The organism is Pannonibacter sp., assembly GCF_051860505.1.
Lineage (GTDB): Bacteria > Pseudomonadota > Alphaproteobacteria > Rhizobiales > Stappiaceae > Pannonibacter.
In genome coordinates this window covers 1-18086 of sequence record NZ_JBHYDX010000010.1, presented here as the reverse complement: position 1 = coordinate 18086, position 18086 = coordinate 1, and the positions used below count along the sequence as shown (strand labels likewise).

Sequence of the window (18086 nt, the reverse complement as noted above, 5' to 3'; positions counted from 1 at the left end):
ACTGGAAGGTCGGCGCCATGCACACTCCGGTCGTCATCGCCGCCTTCGCGGTCCTGCTGATCGTCATTTCGCTGCTGCAGCCACTGGCGCGGCGGCTGGACCTTGCACCCAGCGTGCTGCTGGCCGCAGTTGGTGCCCTGATCGGCGCCCTGGCGGCCTATCTGCTCTATACTCCGCGAACCGACGCGCTGAACGATCTGGCGCAGGTTTTCGTCGAGCCGCCGATTGATTCCGAGACGATCCTCTACGTTTTCCTGCCGCTGCTGTTGTTCCAGACGACGCTCACCCTGGAAATCCGCCGCATCTTTGAGGACATCGGGCCAATTCTCGTGCTGGCCGTGGTGGCGGTTCTGGTGGCCACGGCCTGTATCGGGCTGGCGATCTATCCGCTCTCGGGCGTGTCGCTGGTCGCCTGCCTTCTGCTCGGGGCAATCGTGGCGACGACCGATCCGGTTGCCGTCGTCTCGATCTTCCGCGACATCGGTGCGCCTGCCCGTCTTGGTCGACTGGTTGAAGGCGAAAGCCTGCTCAATGACGCGGCCGCCATCGTGCTGTTTGTCATCCTGTTCGGCATGTTGACCGGGGCACAGGCGCCGGAACTGTCCACTGCGGTGATGACCTTCTTCCGATCCTTCGTCGGCGGCCTCGCCTTCGGACTGGTGATTGGCCGGGTGGCTGTCGCCATCCTGCCCGTGATGCGGGAGCACAAGCTGGCGCAGGTGACCTTCTCAGTGGCGCTGCCCTATCTCGTTTATGTGCTCAGCGAACAGGTGGTCGGAGTCTCGGCGGTGGTGGCCGTGGTCTCCAGCGGCATCATGTTCAACCTCTACGGCCCGGCCCGCGTCACGCCGGATGCCTGGTCCTACCTGCATGATGTGTGGGAGCAGATCGCCTTCTGGGCGGCGTCTCTCATCTTCGTCATTGCGTCCATCCTGATCCCGGAAATGCTCGACGGCTTCCGGCTGCTGGACGCACTCATTCTCGTGGTCCTCATCCTTGCGGCCTTTGTCGGGCGGGCGGTGGTCATCTTCGGCCTGTTGCCCTTGCTGGGCGTCATGCGGCTCGGGGAGGGGGTCAGCAACAAGTACAAGACCGTGATCTTGTGGGGCGGCATGCGCGGCGCTGTGACGTTGACGCTGGCCCTGTCGGTGACCGAGCACCGCAATATTCCCGATGACATCCAGCATTTCATCGCTGTCCAGGCCACCGGTTTCGTGCTGTTCACGCTGCTGGTCTATGGCACGACGTTGAAGCCGCTGATCAAGGTGCTGAAGCTCAACAAGCTGTCCCCGCTGGATGAGGCCCTGCGCAACCAGTTCCAGGCCCTGGTCCTGTCCGATGTGCACGACGGCGTCGACCAGATGGCGTCTGCCTATGCGATCTCGCCGAATGTTGCGCGCAAGGTGAGCGACGGCTACGCCGCGCGCTCGGCTGCCGCTGCCGAGGCCAATGCCTTCTCCGAAGACATCATGGACAAGGAACGGGTCCAACTCGGGCTGATCGCCCTGGCCGACCGCGAGCGCGTGCTTGTGCTGCATCACTTCCGCGAAAACACGGTGTCGAACCGGACGATTTCAGCGCATCTGGCCATTGTCGGAGCGATTGCCGATCTGGCGCGCACCAAGGGCCGCGCTGGCTACAACCGGGCCGCCCGGCGTCTGGTCGCCTTCGATGTCAGCTTTCGGGCCGCGCAATGGGTATTCCGCTGGCTGAAGACCGATGCTTTCCTCGGCCGCGTGGTCGCGGACCGGTTCGAACGGCTGCTTCTCACACGCATTGTGCTGAACGAACTGATCCTGTTCAACGTCAAGCGCATTCGTCCGATGGTGGGCGACCGGGTGTCGACGATCCTGCATGAGGTGCTGGATGGCCGGAAGGATGAGGTTCTGCGCGCTCTGGAGGCCCTGCGACTGCAGTACCCGGACTACGCGGATGCGCTCGAGCTTGAATTCCTGCGCCGCACTGGCGAGCGCATGGAAGAGACGGCTTATGCCGAAGCCTATGCCCAGCGGTTGATCGCCTCGGAACTCTATAATGACCTGCAGCGCGAACTTGCGGTGCAGATGGGCGAGACACGCCAGCGCCCGCATATCGATCTGGGTCTCAAGACGCGCGATCTCATTGCCTCCAATCCGCTGTTCGCAAGCCTGCCCGACCAGCAGCGGGAGACGATTTCGCGCCTGCTGCGGCCATTGTTCGTATTGCCGGGGGAACACATCATCCGCAAGGGCGAGAAGGGCGACGCGGCTTTCTTCATTTCGTCCGGTGCGGCCGAAGTGCGGACAGCTTTTGGCGTGCACCGCATGGGACGTGGCGATGTGGTCGGCGAAATGGCACTGCTGACCGGCCAGCCGCGCAGCGCCGATGTGGTTGCTCTTGGCTACTGCACCCTGCTTGTGCTGTCGGCGGCAGACTTCCGCAATCTGATCCGGACCTCGCCGGAGCTGAAGGCCCACGTCGAGCATCTGGCGCAGACGCGGCTCGGCATGAATGCCGCAGAGGCGGCGGCTCTGGCTGAGAAGGCGGCGCAGGATGTCCTTGAGCCGACAGGTGAAGCCGCCGCCCCAGCCTGACAGGGGATGAAAGGTCGTCGTTCCGCCTGCGCAAGGGTTTTCGTCACGGGTTTGTGCGGCGCATCGGCCTCATCCGGCGCTTGAACCTGCCTGCCCGCAGCGGGTTCATGCTGGATAAACAGGGAGAATTTCGATCAATGAACATTCACAAGGCCGGCAGCCGCCCGACACGGCGGGCGAACCCCGATTATTTCACAGGCACGGTCTGGCAGGATGTCGTGGCTGAACCGGAAGGCTCGGCCCGCGCGGCAGCTCTGTTCGTGCATTTCGAACCCGGCGCACGCACCAACTGGCACACCCACCCGCATGGCCAGACGATCCATGTCCTGTCCGGCATCTGCCGGGCGCAGCTGCGGGGTGAGCCGGTGGTCGAGCTGTACCCCGGCGACACCGTTTTCTTTCCGCCGGAGACAGAACATTGGCACGGCGCCGCGCCGCACTCTGCCATGACCCATCTGGCGATCCAGGAAGCCGAGGGCGGTGTGACGGCACATTGGCTGGAGCCGGTCAGCGAAAAGGACTACGCGGCCAACTAGATCGGCAGCAGCACGCTCGCCCTGAGGCCGCCTTCGGCGCGGTTTTCCAGTGTGATCGTGCCGCCATGGGCGTGGATGATCGAGCGGGCAATGGCAAGGCCAAGGCCAATGCCGCCGGTCTCGCCGGAGCGGGATGTTTCCAGCCGCACAAAGGGTTCGAACACATCCGACAGCCGGTCTTCCGGAATGCCTGGTCCCTCATCGTCGATGGTCAGGCGAACCTGCCCGTCTTCGACGCTCTGGGTGACCCGCGCGACCGTGCCGTAGCGCACGGCATTCTCGATCAAGTTGCGCAGGGCGCGTTTGAGGGCCAGCGGGCGACAGGCCAGGATCACCGGTGTGGTTGCCATCAATCGCACATTGTGCCCCATGTCGGTCTGGTCGCCTGCCAAAGCCTCCAGAAGGGCAGGAATATCGATGGCCTGCCGGTCTTCCCCGACTGCATCGTCACGGGCGAAGGCCAGGGTTGCCTCGGTCATCGCCGCCATTTCGTCCAGCGTTGCGATGAACTTTTCCCGGTCCTCTTCATCCTCGATGAACTCCGCCCGGATGCGCAGGGAGGTGATGGGGGTGCGCAGGTCATGGCTGATGGCGGCCAGCATCCGCGTCCGGTCACGGACAAAGCGGCTCAGCCGTTCCTGCATGGCATTGAAAGCCTGGATTGTCTGGCGCACCTCGCGGGGGCCAGCAACAGGCAGCGGCGATACATCCTCGCCACGGCCAAGCCGATCCGAAGCACCGGCCAGGGCGCGCAGCGGCTGGCTGACCTGGCGAATGGTCACCGCCACGATGAGAATGATTGCTGCAGCCATCAGCGCGATCTGCAGCAGCAAAGTCTGGAACGCGCCGCTTGGTGGCGGCCGGTGGTTGGTGGTGACATTCAGCCAGGTGCCGTCGGCCAGGGGCACCGAGAAATTGATCGCCAGCAGGGTCCGGCGGATCCGCTCCGCCTGTTTGTCCGCGCGTTCCCGCTGCTTCTCGATCCGCTTGTCTCTCGCCGTGTCATTGTCGCTTCTGGGGCGGTGTTCGGGTGAGGGCGGGTTCCGGCTGCGTCCAATCAGTTGCACGCGAATGTCCTTGTCGTTTCCCAGTTCTTCGGCCAGTGCATCTTCAAGCCGGCGCTCCGGCGATGATCGGCCCGGGGCGCCGACGACCGGCTCGGCCCCGATCCAGAACCGTGTCACCGGCGTGCTGGCGGCTTTGAGGATCTGATCGCGCATCGGGCTGTCAGCGCTGTCAAGCAGGGGCACCAGCGTTGCCGCGCGCAGGATCACGCCGTCGCCGATGGCTTCATAGATCGCGACCCGGCGTTCCCCGGCAAACAACCAGATGGCAAATCCCTGACTGGCAATCAGCGCAATCAGCAGCAACGCAATCAATTGTCCGCCAAAGCTCCGAGGGTAAAGCCGCAGGCGCGGCAGGTTGAGGCCCGTCATGGCGTCTCCTCCCCCAGTGCCTTGACCTCGGGCGTGAACATGTAGCCGCCGCCCCAGACCGTCTTGATAAAGACCGGCTCCCTTGGGTCCGGTTCGATCTTGCGCCTGAGCCGGCTGATCTGGTTGTCGATGGCGCGGTCGAACAGTCCAGGCGCACGGCCCGTCGTCAGGTCCATCAGCTGGTCACGGGACAGGACAAGGCGGGGGCGCTTCAGGAAAGCACAAAGCAGCTGGAACTCGCCGCTCGACAAGGGAACCAGGGCGCCGGAGGCTTCTCGCAGTTCCCGCCGGACCACATCAACCGCGAAGCCCTCGAAGGTGAGGCGTTCCTGCTCCAGCGCATCCCGCGTCTTTGGAACGCTGGCGGTGCGGCGCAACACGGCCTTGATCCGGGCCAGCAGCTCGCGCGGATTGAATGGCTTGGTGACATAGTCATCAGCCCCGATCTCCAGTCCGATGATCCGGTCGGTATCTTCGGCCATGGCAGTGAGCAGGATGATAGGCGGCGCGTCACCCTCCACAAGTGACCGGCACAGGCTGAGACCGTCTTCACCCGGCATCATCACGTCCAGCACGATCAGATCGATCACCGCCGCCTTCAGGGCCTTGCGCGCCTGCGCGGCACTCTCGGCGCTGGTGGCGCGGAAGCCGTTCTTGATCAGATAGCGCGCCAGCGTTTCGCGGATGTCCTTGTGGTCATCAACGACCAGGATATGGGGGCTAGGTTCACTCATGCTTTCGGACCTTGGAGCGCACGGCTTGCGCCTCGTTCCTAGGTAGCGCCAATCGAAACGGCAGGGGAGGGCAAAATGTAACAGTCTGTCGCACTCACGGCACATCGGCACAGCTGGCGACACTTCCGCCCGGATCCGGTCCTATTTCGGCTGCGACTGCTGGCTATCTTGAGGACATCGCAAGCACGAAAGCTTGTCGTGGACACCATTGAAGGAGACGTTCCATGAAGACGCTCAAGACCCTCGCCCTGACCTCGGTCGCCGCAACGCTCACGCTCGTGGCAGTCGGAACTGCTTTTGCAGACGGGGGGCGCATGGGATGGGGCGGCAAGGACCGTCACGGCCCGGGCATGATCCTGACCCAGTTCGACCTGAACAAGGACGGTGTCCTGACCCAGGACGAAGTGACCGAAGCCGTTGCCGCCCGCTTTGCTGCCGCCGATACCGACAGGGACGGCAAGGTCAGCCTCGAGGAATTCCGCGCCTATCGCCTGGCCGAAGCAGAGCCGATGCGTGTACGTGCTTTCCAGCGCCTCGACAGCAACGGCGACGGCAAGGTTACCCGGGAAGAATTCGACAGGATTTCGGCTCGCATGTTCTCCCGTCTCGACCGTGACAACGATGGCACGCTTGCCAAGATGCCGATGGGTCCGCGCGGCGAAGGCCAGGACCAGGGCCAGGGTATGGGCAAAGGACAGGCCCATGGTCGCGGCCAGTCTGACGGCGGTCGCGGCGAACACGGCTTCGGCCCCGGCCACGGCGGCATGATGATGATGGGCCTGTTCGAGCGCTTTGACGCAGACAACGATGGCAAGATCACCCGCGAGGAATTCGACAAGGTGCGCGGCGATCTCTTCGCAAAGGCGGATCCGAGCGGCGCTGGCAGTTTCGATCTCACCGGCTTTGGTGCGATTTTCGCCGACATGGGCGAACCGCGTCTTGTCCGGATGTTCCAGCAACTCGATGCCAACGGTGACCTTGCCATCACCGCCGAGGAAAACGCGGCGCGGACGGCCGACATGATCCAGCGCCTCGATCGCAACAACGACGGTGTCGTCACCAGGGCCGATTTCAAAAAAATGAAAAAGGACGGCCGTCATGGCAAGGACGGGCGTCACGATGGCAAGCGCCATGCGGATGCCGGTGGCAAGGGCGAAGGCCGTCATGGCAAGGGCCCGCAGCATATGCAGTCCGGCGCTACGGCCCCGACGGCCAACTAAGGCCGCAGAGCCTGGCGAGAAAGTCTGGCTTCTGTTCTGGCCAGCCCCCCAGGCCGGGGGCGGAAGCCGGCCCCGGGGGACCGCGTTCGCGCGGTCCCCTTTTGCATTCAGAAACCCGTGGAAAGCTGCGGGATTAATGATGAATCCGAAGGCAGTGCGGCTCTGCGCATTTTTTATGCGCAGAGCACAAAAAACCGCTTGATCATGACGGCGAATGGATCCATTTACGTCTTGCCCAAATTCGCACGTGCCTATCGTCGTCCAAGAATTTCAGTGGCAGCTGATCGCACACCCCACCACGCTCTTCGGGGGATCAGCAAAACCGGACGGCTTAAAGCAACGACGTAAGAGGGCTTTTTTGGTCTCTGTCGGGTTTCCACATCCCGACGTTACTGAAGAGGCACTTGTTACTTCATTGCCGGCCGTGCGGAGCGTTTTCCCGTTCCAAGCCAAGGCAGCTCACCCGGAACAGTTCGCAGTTTGTCTGCGCGCTCGACCGCACGCCTGCGTTCGTCGCCTCGCCTCCCTGTCCATATGGGAGATGCCGGGGTGTCGGCGTCGGCGATCCCTGCGCCATGACCTGTTGAACGGGAGAAGCCCCCGATGACTGACCGTATCCGCGAATTTCTCCGCCGACGCACCGAAGATGGTCCCTGTGTTGTGGTTGACCTGGACATCGTGCGCGACAATTACGAAGCCTTTGCCCGCGCCCTGCCGGACACCTCCGTCTATTACGCCGTGAAGGCCAACCCGGCCCCCGAGATTCTCAGCGCTCTCGCTGAACTCGGCTCCTCCTTCGATTGCGCCTCCGTTGGCGAAATCGAGATGGTGCTGGCTGCTGGCGCCTCTGCTGACCGCATCTCCTATGGCAACACCATCAAGAAGGAGCGCGACATTGCCCGTGCCTTCGAGTTGGGCGTGCGCCTCTATGCCGTTGACTGCGAAGCAGAAGTCGAGAAGATCGCCCGCGCCGCCCCCGGCGTGAAGGTATTCTGCCGCATCCTGTGCGATGGCGCCGGCGCTGAATGGCCGCTGTCGCGCAAGTTCGGCTGTGCTCCGGACATGGCACCGGACGTGCTGGAAGCCGCGCATCGCGCCGGTCTTGAAGCCTTTGGCGTGTCGTTCCACGTCGGGTCGCAGCAGGCTAATCTCGGCGCATGGGACAGCGCGCTGGCCACCGTTGCCGTCGTGTTCCGGGAATGCGCTACCCGTGGCATTTCCCTGCGCATGGTCAACATGGGCGGCGGCTTCCCGGCTCGTTACCTCAAGGATGTCCCCGGCGTTCCGGCCTATGGCCAGGCCATCTTCCAGGCGCTGACCGATCACTTCGGCAACAACCTGCCGCAGACGATCATCGAGCCGGGCCGTGGCATGGTTGGCGACGCTGGCCTTATCGAGGCAGAAGTCGTTCTGATCTCGAAGAAGTCCGCTGACGACAGCGTGCGCTGGGTCTACCTCGACATCGGCAAGTTCCACGGTCTCGCCGAAACCATGGACGAGGCGATCCGCTACCCGATCCGCACTCCGCGGGACGGCGATGCGACCGCCCCTTGTGTCCTGGCTGGTCCGACCTGCGACAGCGTCGACGTCCTCTACGAGAAGACGCCGTACGAATTGCCGGTCTCCCTGTCCATCGGCGATAAGGTCCTGATCGAAAGCTGCGGCGCCTACACGACGACCTATTCCACGGTCGGCTTCAACGGCTTCGCGGCTCTTGCTTCCTACGTGATCTGAAAGACAACGCCATGATCGAGATCGTGGACGAGGCGCCGGCGCATACCGGCGCCCGAGAGCTGCTGCTTGACCGGGCGTTCGGCCCGGACCGTCACCTGAAGACCTGCGAGCGCCTGCGTGAAGCACGTCTTCCGGCGCTTGCCTTCGCGGCGATGGACGACGACGGCGCGCTGGTCGGCACGCTGCGCCTGTGGCATGTCGCCATCGAAGGCGCGCAATCCGTGCTGTTGCTGGGTCCGCTGGCTGTCGACGCAGCCTGCCGCAGCGAGGGCCTCGGAGCCCGGTTGATGCGCCAGGCGCTGAACCGGGCTGCGGTGGCCGGATTCTCGGCCATCATTCTGGTCGGGGATGCGCCCTATTACAATCGCTTCGGGTTCTCGGGTGACCTGACGCATGACCTCGACATGCCCGGTCCGGTGGATCGTGCCCGTTTCCTCGGGCTCGAACTGCAGCCTCTTGCCCTTGGTACGGCCCGGGGTCTCGTTCTGCCGGCTGGCTTTCTTGATCCGGTCTGCACCGAGATGCCGCAGTTTCCTGCCTTGCAGGGCTACGCCAAGCGCGCGGCCTGACCCTGGATGATGCCCCGCTGCCGGTCTGCTTGCTGGTCCGGTGCGGGGTATTGCCGGGTATTTTGTCAGCTGTCGTTACACCGGCCCCATGCGCGTCGGCAGCAGCCGGACCACGTCGACCGGCAGGTCCTTGCCCTTGATCCGGTGGCTGCCGAGCGGGGCAAGCGTACAGGAGGGCGGCAGTTCGTCGGCGACCTGCGCCGAGGCCAGGATGATGGTCTCGGCATCCGGATCAATGTCGCGGCCGAGCGTTTCCAGCCGCGCGGCGATATTCACAGTGTCACCGATGACGGTGTAGTTCACCCGTTGCGGCGCGCCGATGTCGCCGACGACCAGCGGACCGACATGCAGCCCGATGCGCAGGCGCACCGGCGGCAAGCCTTCTCCGGCACGACGCCGGTTGTCCATCTTGATGGCCCGGGCGATGTCCAGCGCGGCGCGCGCAGCGGCGGCTGCAGGCTGCTCCAGTTCCTCCGGCGCGCCCCAAAACGCCATCACGCTGTCGCCGATATACTTGTCGATGGTGCCGCCGTTGCGCTCGATGGCCTCGCCGACCAGCGTCAGATGGGCGTTCAGGAAGTCGGCCGTTTCCACCGCGTCCAGGCCTTCGCTGATCGATGTGTAGCCGACGATATCGGTAAACAGCACGGCGACCCGGGTCTTCACTGGTGGTTGATCAATCGAGCCGGTCTCGATCAGCCGGCGGACCAGCGTCTGCGGCAGATATCTGAGGAAGGCGCGAAGCCCTGTCAGCATGCTGTTGAAGCCTTGCGCAAGATCGCGGATCTCGACGATGCGGCTGTCCGGCAGGGGTTCAAGGTCGCCCAGGTCCATCCGGGCGATCAGGCGGGCGCTGCGGGCGGCCCGGCGGATCGGCCGGCCGATGTAGAAGGCCAGCAAGCCGCTGCCGAGGACGGCCAGGCCGAGAATCCCGACGCCGATCAGGCCGGCCACCGCAAGGCGTTGCAGCGGTGCCTCCAGCACGCTGACCGGAAAATATGCCCCCACCTGCACCGGCAATCCGGCAGCATCCGTCCCGCTGCGTTCAAGGACGACGAAATAGGCAGCCCCATTGGCCGCTTCAACCCGGAACATCGCATGCGCTTCGACGAGGTTGTAGCTCGCCGCATCCACGGGAACCATGGTCTTGAGCTGTGGCAGGACAGGGCCCGGAGCATCGATCAGGTCCACCAGATCATTGTCTTCCGAGGCGTTTTGCGTCGCAGGGTCGAGTTGCGGATGCGCCAGAAGTTCCATGTTGCCATAGAACAGGAACATGGTCATGTCCGTGCTCGACAGGCCCCTCGCCATGACGGACAGGCCGTTGAGGGACACCCTGACCCTGGCAAGTCCGAGAAACCGGTCGCCGGAACGCGAGGGCACCACATAGCTGATTTCCGTTCGCCGGTTCGCCTCGTTGTATTCCGGCTGGCTCCAGAACGGCCCCGGCGCCGCTTCCGCCTGCTGGGCAAGGTCCAGCAAGGTGGGGCGCGGAAGTCTCCGGATCGGCCGCAGGCCAAAGTTGGCCCCGCTGTCGCCGCGCTCGACCTCGATGCCGCTGCCATCGGGCCGTACGACATCAATCGCAATCACCTGCGGTGTGGCCGCCAATACGCCATGGACAAATCCGGTCAGCGCCGCGTCATCGTCCGGGTCGATGGAGCCGCCGCGCAGGGCGCTGGCGACATAGGCCCCCTGTTCCCGGATCTGCGTCACATGCGTCTGGAACTTCAGGTCAAACGCATCCATGCCGAGGTCAACCAGCTGGCTGCCGAGCTGCGCCGTGACGGATCGGGACGTGTAGGCCGACAGGGCCAGGATCGTAAGGGCCGTCAGCAACACGCAGGTCGCGATCAGGCTGGCAAGTGTCGGGGTCAGGCGTAGCAACAAGGTGCATCCGTCTTCATGTTCGTGACAATGACGACAGACTAACCACTTTTCGCGAGTAAACTGTAAAAACTGCCGGTATCGTTGCAAAATAAAGAAGCGACCATGTCAGCCTCTTCTTCTGACATTTCCGGAGAAGTTCAGTCTGGTTTGCGCCCTGCTTGATAGTCCTGCAGGAGCGGCTTGGGCATGCCGTTGGGTACTCGACCTGAAGGGGAAAACTAGTCCTGCTGCGGCGCCGTTCGGCGCAGGCCGGGCCTGGCAGCCCAAATGGCCCGCGAGGACGCGGGCCAAGTGCACGTTCAGGACGGGATCAGTTGCACATCTGCTGATGCCCGACGACCACATATTGGCCGATATAGGGGTCCCAGCGCTGGATCGGCGACATGTAGCAGCGCGGCACCGGCGGCGGGGCGTAATAGACCGGGCCGCCATAATGCGGATAGGGCGGGGGCGGGTAATAGGCCGGGGGAGGGGCAATATACTCCGGTCCGCTGTTGGCCGCGGCCGCGCCCAAGAGCGCGCCGGCGGCAAGACCGACGGCAGCACCGGCCGCCAGTGCCGTGTTGCGCCCGTCACGCGCCTCTGCCTGCGGCACCGACACCGCCAGAACCCCCAGCGCCATCACGCCGGCGAGGGCCATCGCACCAACCCGGCGCAAACAGGACCCCTTCGCAAAACTCTTCACCATCTCTTCGTCTCCGAAGCGCCGGATGATTCAACCGGCGATACATCACCATACCACACCCCGATCAGGGCAATGTGATGGCAGACACACTTGGCAGGGCCGATGCTGGCGACGTGTGGTCACGCCGCCCGGCGGAAGCTGTAGTGGCGGGCATCCTGGCTGGTGACGAGGCCCAGGCGGAACAGCGCCGACAGCACCGCCTCGACCGCTGGCAGGCACTTGCGGCCCTGCTTGAAGCGGGCGGCGATGGCAGCGGCCTCCAGCGGGCTGTCGGCCGCCAGCAGCACATCGACCACGGCGGGCGTCTGGTCGCGCTCGTCGGCGGGAAAGGCCGGCTTCGGTCCGGCTTTTTCCGGGGCCGCCGCACCGCCAAGATCCGCCTCCAGCTGTCTGGCCTTTTCCGTGTCCGAGCCAAAACGCGGGATCTGGTAGTCGGGCCGCAGCCAGCGCACCAGCCCGCGCTGTTCTTCTTTTGCCCGCTCCTTGTTGAGCGCGACAAGACGGGCCAGAACCTCCTCGTCGGGCAGATCCACCGGCCAGCCATAGGCTTGCGACACGGCGGCGTCGAGCTGGTCATGCAGTTCCTTCAGGATAAGCACCAGACCATCGTCGAAGATGCGCCGTTCCTTCGCGTCGAGATCGTCGGGTTTGGCACCGGCCCTCAGCCGTTCCAGCACGTTGTAAAGCCCGGTCAGCGTCAGATGCGCGTGCTCGACCAGCACCCGCTTGCGATGCGCGTCCAGCTCCTCGGCGATGGTACCGATGGCGGCTTTCTGGGCGTCGGTGGCGTCGGGGAACGGGAAGGGGTCGAAGCATTCTGTATGGTTGTAGGTGTGGTCGTTCCCCACTCCTAGCCATCCACCAGTTTGATATGCCCATACACGATGCGCAAATGAGCTCAATATTCCCAGCGTACAGGGTTCGTCGTCAGCAATAGCAACGATTTTGGTATCCGGAAGAACATCGATATCGAGGAACTGAAAAATCTTATGCTTTGCTGTCCGAGTAGTAGCGATGAAACGCGACTGCCCCTGAAACGCGGCCCTCATTTTAGATCTAGGCTCGGCATAAATCCAAAAATTGATACGTGTCCTATCTCGGTTAACTAGATCTCGCTGCGGCTTAACCTCGCGCAAAACGTGTTGAAACAGCTTCGGATAGGTGCGCCTTGCCTCGGACTCTGTCAATCCATAAAAATCGATAATGTATTTTCTATCTTCTCGCTGTACCAAATCTCGACCATTGACGTATTTCTTGACAACGGGCGGCAAACTTAACGGCGCTATCCCATAAATTTCCAATTCAGACTCCGTCAGTCTGAAGCCTTCCCCTACCGGTATGATACCCTGATGTGCTATTCCTTTGTTTGCAACTAGCTGGTTAGCAGAGGTTACATCCACCCCAACAGTCAGATCCGCATTGATCCGCCCGATCTTCTCCTCGAACAGGATGACCGGACTGTCCGTCTCCACCGCTGTTTCCGAGGTGACCTCCATTAGCCGCCCGTCATGTTTGCCCGCTTGCGCCACCGTCATGGCGATGCGCACGGCAGCGCTGTCGCGGGTGACCTTGGTCCAGGGGTGGTCCGGGATGCTCATCACCAGCGACAGGGGCTTCTTTGCGTTGAGATAGGGTTCCATCACCCGGCGCTGGAACACCTGGCTGATGGAGTTGGTGGTGACAAAACCGAAGCGCTTGAGCTGGCTCTTTGGCTTCAGCAGGATTTCCGCCGACCGGTCCCACCAGTACATGACGAAATCGGCGCTCTCGTTCATGTGCCCATGCGCCTTCCACAGCGCTTCGGCATAAGCTCCGCCCATGCGGGCGCGGATGTCCTTGCCGCCGACAAACGGCGGATTGCCGACGATGTAATCGGCCTTCGGCCAGTCCGGCCGGCGCGGGTTGGGATAGGTCTCCTTGCCGTCGACAATCTTCGGCAGCGGATAGCCATCCCATTTCAGCACGGCATCCATGTTCTGGATGTTGTGGAACGCCTTCAGGATCGGCTCCGTCGGGGCGGTGGTCTTGGTGCGGAAATGCCATTGCAGATGGCCGATCCACAGAACCAGCTCGGCAATCGCTGCCGCGCGCTTGTTGATCTCGATCCCGAGGAACTGGTGCGGATCGACGGAGTGGCTCTCCATCGCCAGTCCTTCCTGTCCGCCGAGGTTGATCAGCGCCTCCAGCACCTCGCCCTCAAGCCGCTTCATCAGCTCCAGCGAAACATAAAGGAAGTTGCCGGTGCCGCAGGCCGGGTCCAGCACCCGGATCTCGCACAGCCGGTCGTGGAAGGCGGCGACTGTGCGCACTGCCGCATCGGCCTTGCCTTCCGACTTCTGCCGTTCGGCGGTGGAGCGGGCATTGTCCCATTCGGCGCGCAACGGATCGATGACAGTTGCAATCACCAGCCGCTCGACATAGGCGCGCGGCGTGTAATGGGCGCCGAGCTTGCGCCGGTCGGACGGGTCCAGCGCCTGTTCAAGGAAAGTGCCGAAAATCGCCGGTTCCACATCGCGCCAGTTGTGCCGGGCTGCTTCCAGCAATTCGCCGATTTCCTCGCGGGCAAGCTTGAGTGCGCGCCGATTCTTGAAGAACTCGCCGTTGAACTTCTTCACCTTTTCCTTGAGAGCGACGGAGAACGTGCCCTCGTCCATGGCGCGCCACAGCTCTTCCATCATGCCGGGGAAAATCTCGGGCTTCTCGACGCAATCCTTCAGCAAGGCTTCGAAGCTCTTTTCCGGAAGCAGCTCGACATCCTCGGCGAACATCGTGAACAGCACGCGCATCAGGAACATGGCCACCTCTTCGGTGGCATGGCCTTCCTTCTCCAGCGCCTGACTGACCTTGGCGATGCGGGTGGCGATGTCCCGCGTGACCTTCGCCGCCTTGCGCGAGGGGTCAAGCGACAGCGGATCGGACCAGATCGCGACCAGGCGTTCGCGAATGGCCTCGTCGCGCAGGTCTTCCAGATAGATGCGGAAGGAGCGGCGATCTGGAAACTGGTCGTAGGCCTTTCCATCCTTGCGGAAGTTTGCATAGACCTCGATGCAGTGGCCGACGTCACAGACGAGGACAAAGGGCGGCGGCTCGTGCGACGCTGGAAGCAGCCGGACGTAGTTTTCAGCCTGCGCGCGGGCGTTCATCATCAGAACGTCCCAGGCTCGATCCGCATCGGCACGGCGGCCGCGCGGCTTGACGGTTGCCGTATCGGCCGAAAGCCCCGGCAGCGGAAGGGTCGGCGCGTCCGCCAGCTTCTTGTCACCGGCGAACCGGCTCTGCTTGGCTTCCAGGACGAAGCAGTCGCGTTTGTACAGGTCGATCCGCTTGGCCGAGCTTGAGCCATCCCGGGTTGTTTCCTTCACCACCCGTTCGAAGACGTAATCATTGGTCTCGTGCGCAGCCGACGCCGGTTCGGCATGCGGCAGGCCCAGCAGATCGCAGAGTTCAGTGAGAAACAGGGCATAGTTGGCCCGCTCCTGCCCGCCTTCCTGTCCCTGCCAGCGCCGGATGAATGCTTCGACCTTGGATTGCACGATGCTTCGCCTCCCAACCGCTTCTGTTTTAACGGTCATTGCGGGCGGTGCAAGGCCCGCATCGCCCGCCTTCCGTCCCCATCCCCCTCGACGTTGCTGCCTGTCCCGTCTAAAAACGCTGCGAGGAAAATGGCCGGCAGGGGGTGAGTCTCCGGCAAGGCCAGACGGAGGGTGTTGCATGAAGCCGACCAATCCGGTGTTCACCGGGCTTGAGACCACCATTTTCGAGGCGATGTCGCGTCTGGCGCGCGAGCATGGCGCGATCAATCTGGGTCAGGGCTTCCCCGATGTCGATGGTCCGGAAGACGTGCGCCGCGTCGCGGCTGAAGCCCTGATCGACGGCCCGAACCAGTATCCGCCGATGATGGGCATTCCGGAGCTGCGCCAGGCGGTGGCCGAGGCGAACAAGCGCTTCTACGGGCTCGATATCGACTGGGCCAACGAGGTGATGGTGACCTCCGGCGCGACCGAGGCGCTGACCGACTGTATTCTCGCGTTGGTGGAGCCCGGCGACGAGGTCATTCTCATCGAGCCGCTTTACGACTGCTATCTGCCGATCGTCCGGCGCACCGGCGGCATCCCGGTCCGCGTGCGCGTCACTCCGCCGACCTGGAGCCTCGACCTCGACGCGCTGGAAAAGGCGTTCACCGAAAACACCAAGGCGATCCTCCTCAACAATCCGATGAACCCGGCCGGCAAGGTGTTCTCGGAAGCGGAACTTGCCCGCATCGCCGAGCTTTGCGTCGAGCATGACGTCTATGCCATCTGCGACGAGGTCTATGAGCATCTTCTGTTCGACGGCTCCGTGCACCGTCCCTTGATGAGCTTCCCCGGCATGCGCGAACGCACCGTGCGTGTCGGCTCTGCCGGCAAGACCTTCTCGCTCACCGGCTGGAAGATCGGCTATGTCACTGGCGCTCCGAAGCTGCTCGACCCGATCGCCAAGGCGCATCAATATGTCACCTTCACCACGCCGCCGAACCTGCAGAAGGCGGTTGCGCATGGCCTGCGCAAGGACGACAGCTATTTCGACGGCCTGTCTGCCGAGCTTCAGGCCAAGCGGGATCTGCTGGCCGAGGGACTGGCCGGGCTCGGCTTCGGCGTGCTGCCTTGCGAGGGCACGTATTTTCTCACCTGCGACATCACTCCGCTCGGGCTCGAGGGACGCGATGTCGACATCTGCAAGCGCATGGTGACCGAGGCCGGCGTTGTCGCCATTCCGGTCTCCGCTTTCTACATGGCTGACGCGCCGACCAACTACATCCGCTTCTGTTTCTGCAAGCGCGATGAAGTGCTGGCCGAGGCGCTGGCCCGGCTTAGCACCTGGCTGAAGCCGGCGCTTGCCGTCAGCAACGCCTGAACCAGTTTTTCTTCACATCCCAAGCGAGGTTTCATGAGCAATCCGGTTCTTGTCGAAGTGACCCGCGGCGATGTGGTGGAAAGCCGCCATCGCGGTGCCATCGCCATCTTTGATGCCAATGGCGCACCGGTGCTGCGCATCGGCGACACGGGCCGCCGTGTGTTCCCCCGCTCTGCCATCAAGGCATTGCAGGCGCTGCCGCTGGTGGAATCGGGCGCAGCCGACGCACTGGATTACGATCCGGCCGAACTGGCGCTGGCCTGTTCCTCGCACAATGGCGAAGCGCGGCACGCCAACGCCGCCCGGGTCATGCTGATCAAGGCCGGCCTTGAGGAGGATGCCCTTGAGTGCGGGCCGCAGTGGCCCTCGCGCGTCGAGGACGTGGCCGATCTGGTGCGCGCGGGCGAAACGCCTTGCGCCCTGCACAACAACTGTTCCGGCAAGCACGCCGGCTTCCTTGGCCTTGCCAAGGTGATGGGTGCGCCGACCCGTGGCTATGTGCTGCCAGACCATCCGGTGCAGCAGGAAATCAAGGCGGTGCTGGAGGCCATGACCGGCGACACGCTGACGCCGGACATCTGCGGCATCGACGGCTGCGCCATCCCGACCTTCGCTACCCCGTTGGACGGCTTTGCCCGCGCCTTTGCCGCCTTTGGCACCGGCGAGAACCTGGAACCCTTGCGCGCCGAGGCCGCGCGCCGGCTTTACGAGGCTTGCGTCGACAACGCCTATATGGTCGCTGGCACGGATCGCTTCTGCACCCGCACCATGGCCGGCTTCCGACGCCGCGTCTTCGTCAAAACTGGCGCCGAGGGCGTGTTCTGCGCCACCATTCCTGAACTTGGCCTCGGCATTGCGCTCAAATGCGATGACGGTGCTGCCCGTGCCTCCGAAGTGATGATGGCATCGATCCTGGAAGCCTTCCTCGACCTCAATGATGACGAAAAGGCCCTGCTGGAGGATCTAACCCAGCCGGCGATCAAGACCCGTCTCGACGTCAAGGCCGGCGTCGTCCGCCCGACCAGCGACCTCCTTACCGACCTCAAACGCGCTGCCAGAGTGAGTGCCTGATGACCCAAGCAATCAAATCCGTCTGTGTCTTCTGCGGATCGAGTTCCGGCACCGATCCGGTGTTTGACGTGGCAGCGCGCGATACGGGACGCGTGATTGCCGAGGCGGGGCTGACGCTTGTCTATGGCGGCGCCAGCGTCGGCCTGATGGGCGCTGTGGCCGATGGGGCGCTCGCGGCAGGTGGCCGGGTCATCGGCGTTCTGCCGGAGGCGTTGAAGGCCAAGGAACTGGAGCACAAGGGCCTCAGCGAGCTGCATGTCGTGGGCTCGATGCACGAGCGCAAGGCGATGTTCGCCGATCTGTCCGATGCGTTCTTCACGCTGCCCGGCGGCACCGGCACGATGGAAGAGATCTTCGAGGTCTGGACCTGGGGCCAACTCGGCTATCACGCCAAGGCCTTTGGCCTCCTGAACACCGGCGGCTTTTATGATGGCCTGATCAGTTTCCTCGACACGCAGGTCGACAAGGGCTTCGTCAAGCCGGCGATGCGCGCGATGCTGCAGGTGGCTGATACGCCGGAGGCCTTGCTGTCCGCCTGCGCGGCCTATGTTCCACCGGCCACGGGCAAGTGGATCGGCCGCGGCCAGACCTGAGGTCGGCGGCCTGTCCCCCGTTAGGCAGGGCTATCGCATATGAAGTCAGACAGTCTTCGACGCCTCTCAGCCCCCCTCCCCCTCGTGGGGCCTGTTGCATAATTCCCCGTGAAGCGAGAGGATTGTTTTGTTTGGTGCTTCGGGGGTTTTGA

The 18086-nt window shown here is 63.5% G+C and carries 13 protein-coding genes; 8 read left to right on the top strand and 5 right to left on the bottom strand.

Annotated features, from left to right (window positions below; genetic code table 11):
• Positions 1–17: 17 nt before the first annotated feature.
• Positions 18–2573 (top strand): cation:proton antiporter, encoded by a 2556-nt coding sequence (locus ACTIFE_RS08800; RefSeq protein WP_439528782.1) that lies wholly within the window; start codon positions 18–20, stop codon positions 2571–2573.
• 137 nt (positions 2574–2710) lie between these two features.
• Positions 2711–3109 carry a (R)-mandelonitrile lyase gene (locus tag ACTIFE_RS08795; RefSeq protein ID WP_439528781.1) on the top strand — a complete coding sequence of 133 codons (399 nt, stop codon included), beginning with the start codon at positions 2711–2713 and terminating at the stop codon, positions 3107–3109.
• On the opposite strand, the gene ACTIFE_RS08790 is transcribed toward ACTIFE_RS08795, so the two are convergent.
• Both ACTIFE_RS08790 and ACTIFE_RS08785 read right to left on the bottom strand, forming a co-directional pair.
• Positions 3106–4545 carry an ATP-binding protein gene (locus ACTIFE_RS08790; protein WP_439528780.1) on the bottom strand — a complete coding sequence of 480 codons (1440 nt, stop codon included), beginning with the start codon at positions 4543–4545 and terminating at the stop codon, positions 3106–3108. The genes ACTIFE_RS08795 and ACTIFE_RS08790 overlap by 4 nt on opposite strands.
• A complete protein-coding gene (locus ACTIFE_RS08785; RefSeq protein ID WP_439528779.1) occupies positions 4542–5279 on the bottom strand; it encodes a response regulator in 738 nt (245 codons plus the stop codon). The genes ACTIFE_RS08790 and ACTIFE_RS08785 overlap by 4 nt, the downstream gene beginning before the upstream one ends.
• Before the next feature lie 224 nt (positions 5280–5503).
• On the opposite strand from ACTIFE_RS08785, the gene ACTIFE_RS08780 reads away from it, so the two are divergent.
• The 3 genes from ACTIFE_RS08780 (at position 5504) to ACTIFE_RS08770 (ending at position 8802) form a co-directional block, all read left to right on the top strand.
• Complete coding sequence (locus ACTIFE_RS08780) at positions 5504–6499, top strand: EF-hand domain-containing protein (RefSeq protein ID WP_439528778.1); 996 nt, start codon at positions 5504–5506, stop codon at positions 6497–6499.
• A gap of 603 nt (positions 6500–7102) precedes the next feature.
• Positions 7103–8233 carry a type III PLP-dependent enzyme gene (locus ACTIFE_RS08775; RefSeq protein WP_439528777.1) on the top strand — a complete coding sequence of 377 codons (1131 nt, stop codon included), beginning with the start codon at positions 7103–7105 and terminating at the stop codon, positions 8231–8233.
• An 11-nt stretch (positions 8234–8244) separates the two neighbouring features.
• The gene (locus ACTIFE_RS08770; protein ID WP_439528776.1) at positions 8245–8802 is read left to right on the top strand and encodes a GNAT family N-acetyltransferase; all 558 of its coding nucleotides are present in this window, start codon (positions 8245–8247) and stop codon (positions 8800–8802) included.
• A 75-nt stretch (positions 8803–8877) separates the two neighbouring features.
• Here the strand turns inward: ACTIFE_RS08770 and ACTIFE_RS08765 are convergent, their stop codons facing one another.
• The 3 genes from ACTIFE_RS08765 to ACTIFE_RS08755 form a co-directional block, all read right to left on the bottom strand.
• Entirely contained in the window at positions 8878–10689 is a 1812-nt protein-coding gene (locus ACTIFE_RS08765) for an adenylate/guanylate cyclase domain-containing protein (protein WP_439528775.1), read from the bottom strand.
• A gap of 313 nt (positions 10690–11002) precedes the next feature.
• On the bottom strand, positions 11003–11380 hold the full coding sequence (locus tag ACTIFE_RS08760; RefSeq protein WP_439528774.1) for a hypothetical protein: 378 nt from the start codon (positions 11378–11380) through the stop codon (positions 11003–11005).
• 116 nt (positions 11381–11496) lie between these two features.
• Positions 11497–15102 (bottom strand): class I SAM-dependent DNA methyltransferase, encoded by a 3606-nt coding sequence (locus ACTIFE_RS08755; protein WP_439528773.1) that lies wholly within the window; start codon positions 15100–15102, stop codon positions 11497–11499.
• On the opposite strand from ACTIFE_RS08755, the gene ACTIFE_RS08750 reads away from it, so the two are divergent.
• From ACTIFE_RS08750 to ACTIFE_RS08740, 3 genes are read left to right on the top strand one after another with little or no spacing between them, the layout of a single operon-like run.
• Positions 15089–16270 carry an aminotransferase gene (locus tag ACTIFE_RS08750; RefSeq protein ID WP_439528772.1) on the top strand — a complete coding sequence of 394 codons (1182 nt, stop codon included), beginning with the start codon at positions 15089–15091 and terminating at the stop codon, positions 16268–16270. The two genes, ACTIFE_RS08755 and ACTIFE_RS08750, sit on opposite strands and share 14 nt — an antisense overlap.
• Before the next feature lie 33 nt (positions 16271–16303).
• A complete protein-coding gene (locus tag ACTIFE_RS08745; protein ID WP_439528771.1) occupies positions 16304–17341 on the top strand; it encodes an asparaginase in 1038 nt (345 codons plus the stop codon).
• On the top strand, positions 17341–17934 hold the full coding sequence (locus tag ACTIFE_RS08740) for a TIGR00730 family Rossman fold protein (RefSeq protein WP_439528770.1): 594 nt from the start codon (positions 17341–17343) through the stop codon (positions 17932–17934). Before ACTIFE_RS08745 ends, ACTIFE_RS08740 begins: the two co-directional genes overlap by 1 nt.
• The last annotated feature ends 152 nt before the right edge of the window (positions 17935–18086 follow it).

What these genes read in the sequence shown, in the direction of transcription:
- ACTIFE_RS08770 (WP_439528776.1), top strand. Translation starts at nt 8,245, where the DNA reads ATGATCGAGATCGTGGACGAGGCGCCGGCGCATACCGGCGCCCGAGAG.
- ACTIFE_RS08780 (WP_439528778.1), top strand. Translation starts at nt 5,504, where the DNA reads ATGAAGACGCTCAAGACCCTCGCCCTGACCTCGGTCGCCGCAACGCTC.
- ACTIFE_RS08740 (WP_439528770.1), top strand. Translation starts at nt 17,341, where the DNA reads ATGACCCAAGCAATCAAATCCGTCTGTGTCTTCTGCGGATCGAGTTCC.
- ACTIFE_RS08760 (WP_439528774.1), bottom strand. Translation starts at nt 11,380, where the DNA reads ATGGTGAAGAGTTTTGCGAAGGGGTCCTGTTTGCGCCGGGTTGGTGCG.
- ACTIFE_RS08775 (WP_439528777.1), top strand. Translation starts at nt 7,103, where the DNA reads ATGACTGACCGTATCCGCGAATTTCTCCGCCGACGCACCGAAGATGGT.
- ACTIFE_RS08785 (WP_439528779.1), bottom strand. Translation starts at nt 5,279, where the DNA reads ATGAGTGAACCTAGCCCCCATATCCTGGTCGTTGATGACCACAAGGAC.
- ACTIFE_RS08800 (WP_439528782.1), top strand. Translation starts at nt 18, where the DNA reads ATGCACACTCCGGTCGTCATCGCCGCCTTCGCGGTCCTGCTGATCGTC.
- ACTIFE_RS08790 (WP_439528780.1), bottom strand. Translation starts at nt 4,545, where the DNA reads ATGACGGGCCTCAACCTGCCGCGCCTGCGGCTTTACCCTCGGAGCTTT.
- ACTIFE_RS08795 (WP_439528781.1), top strand. Translation starts at nt 2,711, where the DNA reads ATGAACATTCACAAGGCCGGCAGCCGCCCGACACGGCGGGCGAACCCC.
- ACTIFE_RS08750 (WP_439528772.1), top strand. Translation starts at nt 15,089, where the DNA reads ATGAAGCCGACCAATCCGGTGTTCACCGGGCTTGAGACCACCATTTTC.
- ACTIFE_RS08745 (WP_439528771.1), top strand. Translation starts at nt 16,304, where the DNA reads ATGAGCAATCCGGTTCTTGTCGAAGTGACCCGCGGCGATGTGGTGGAA.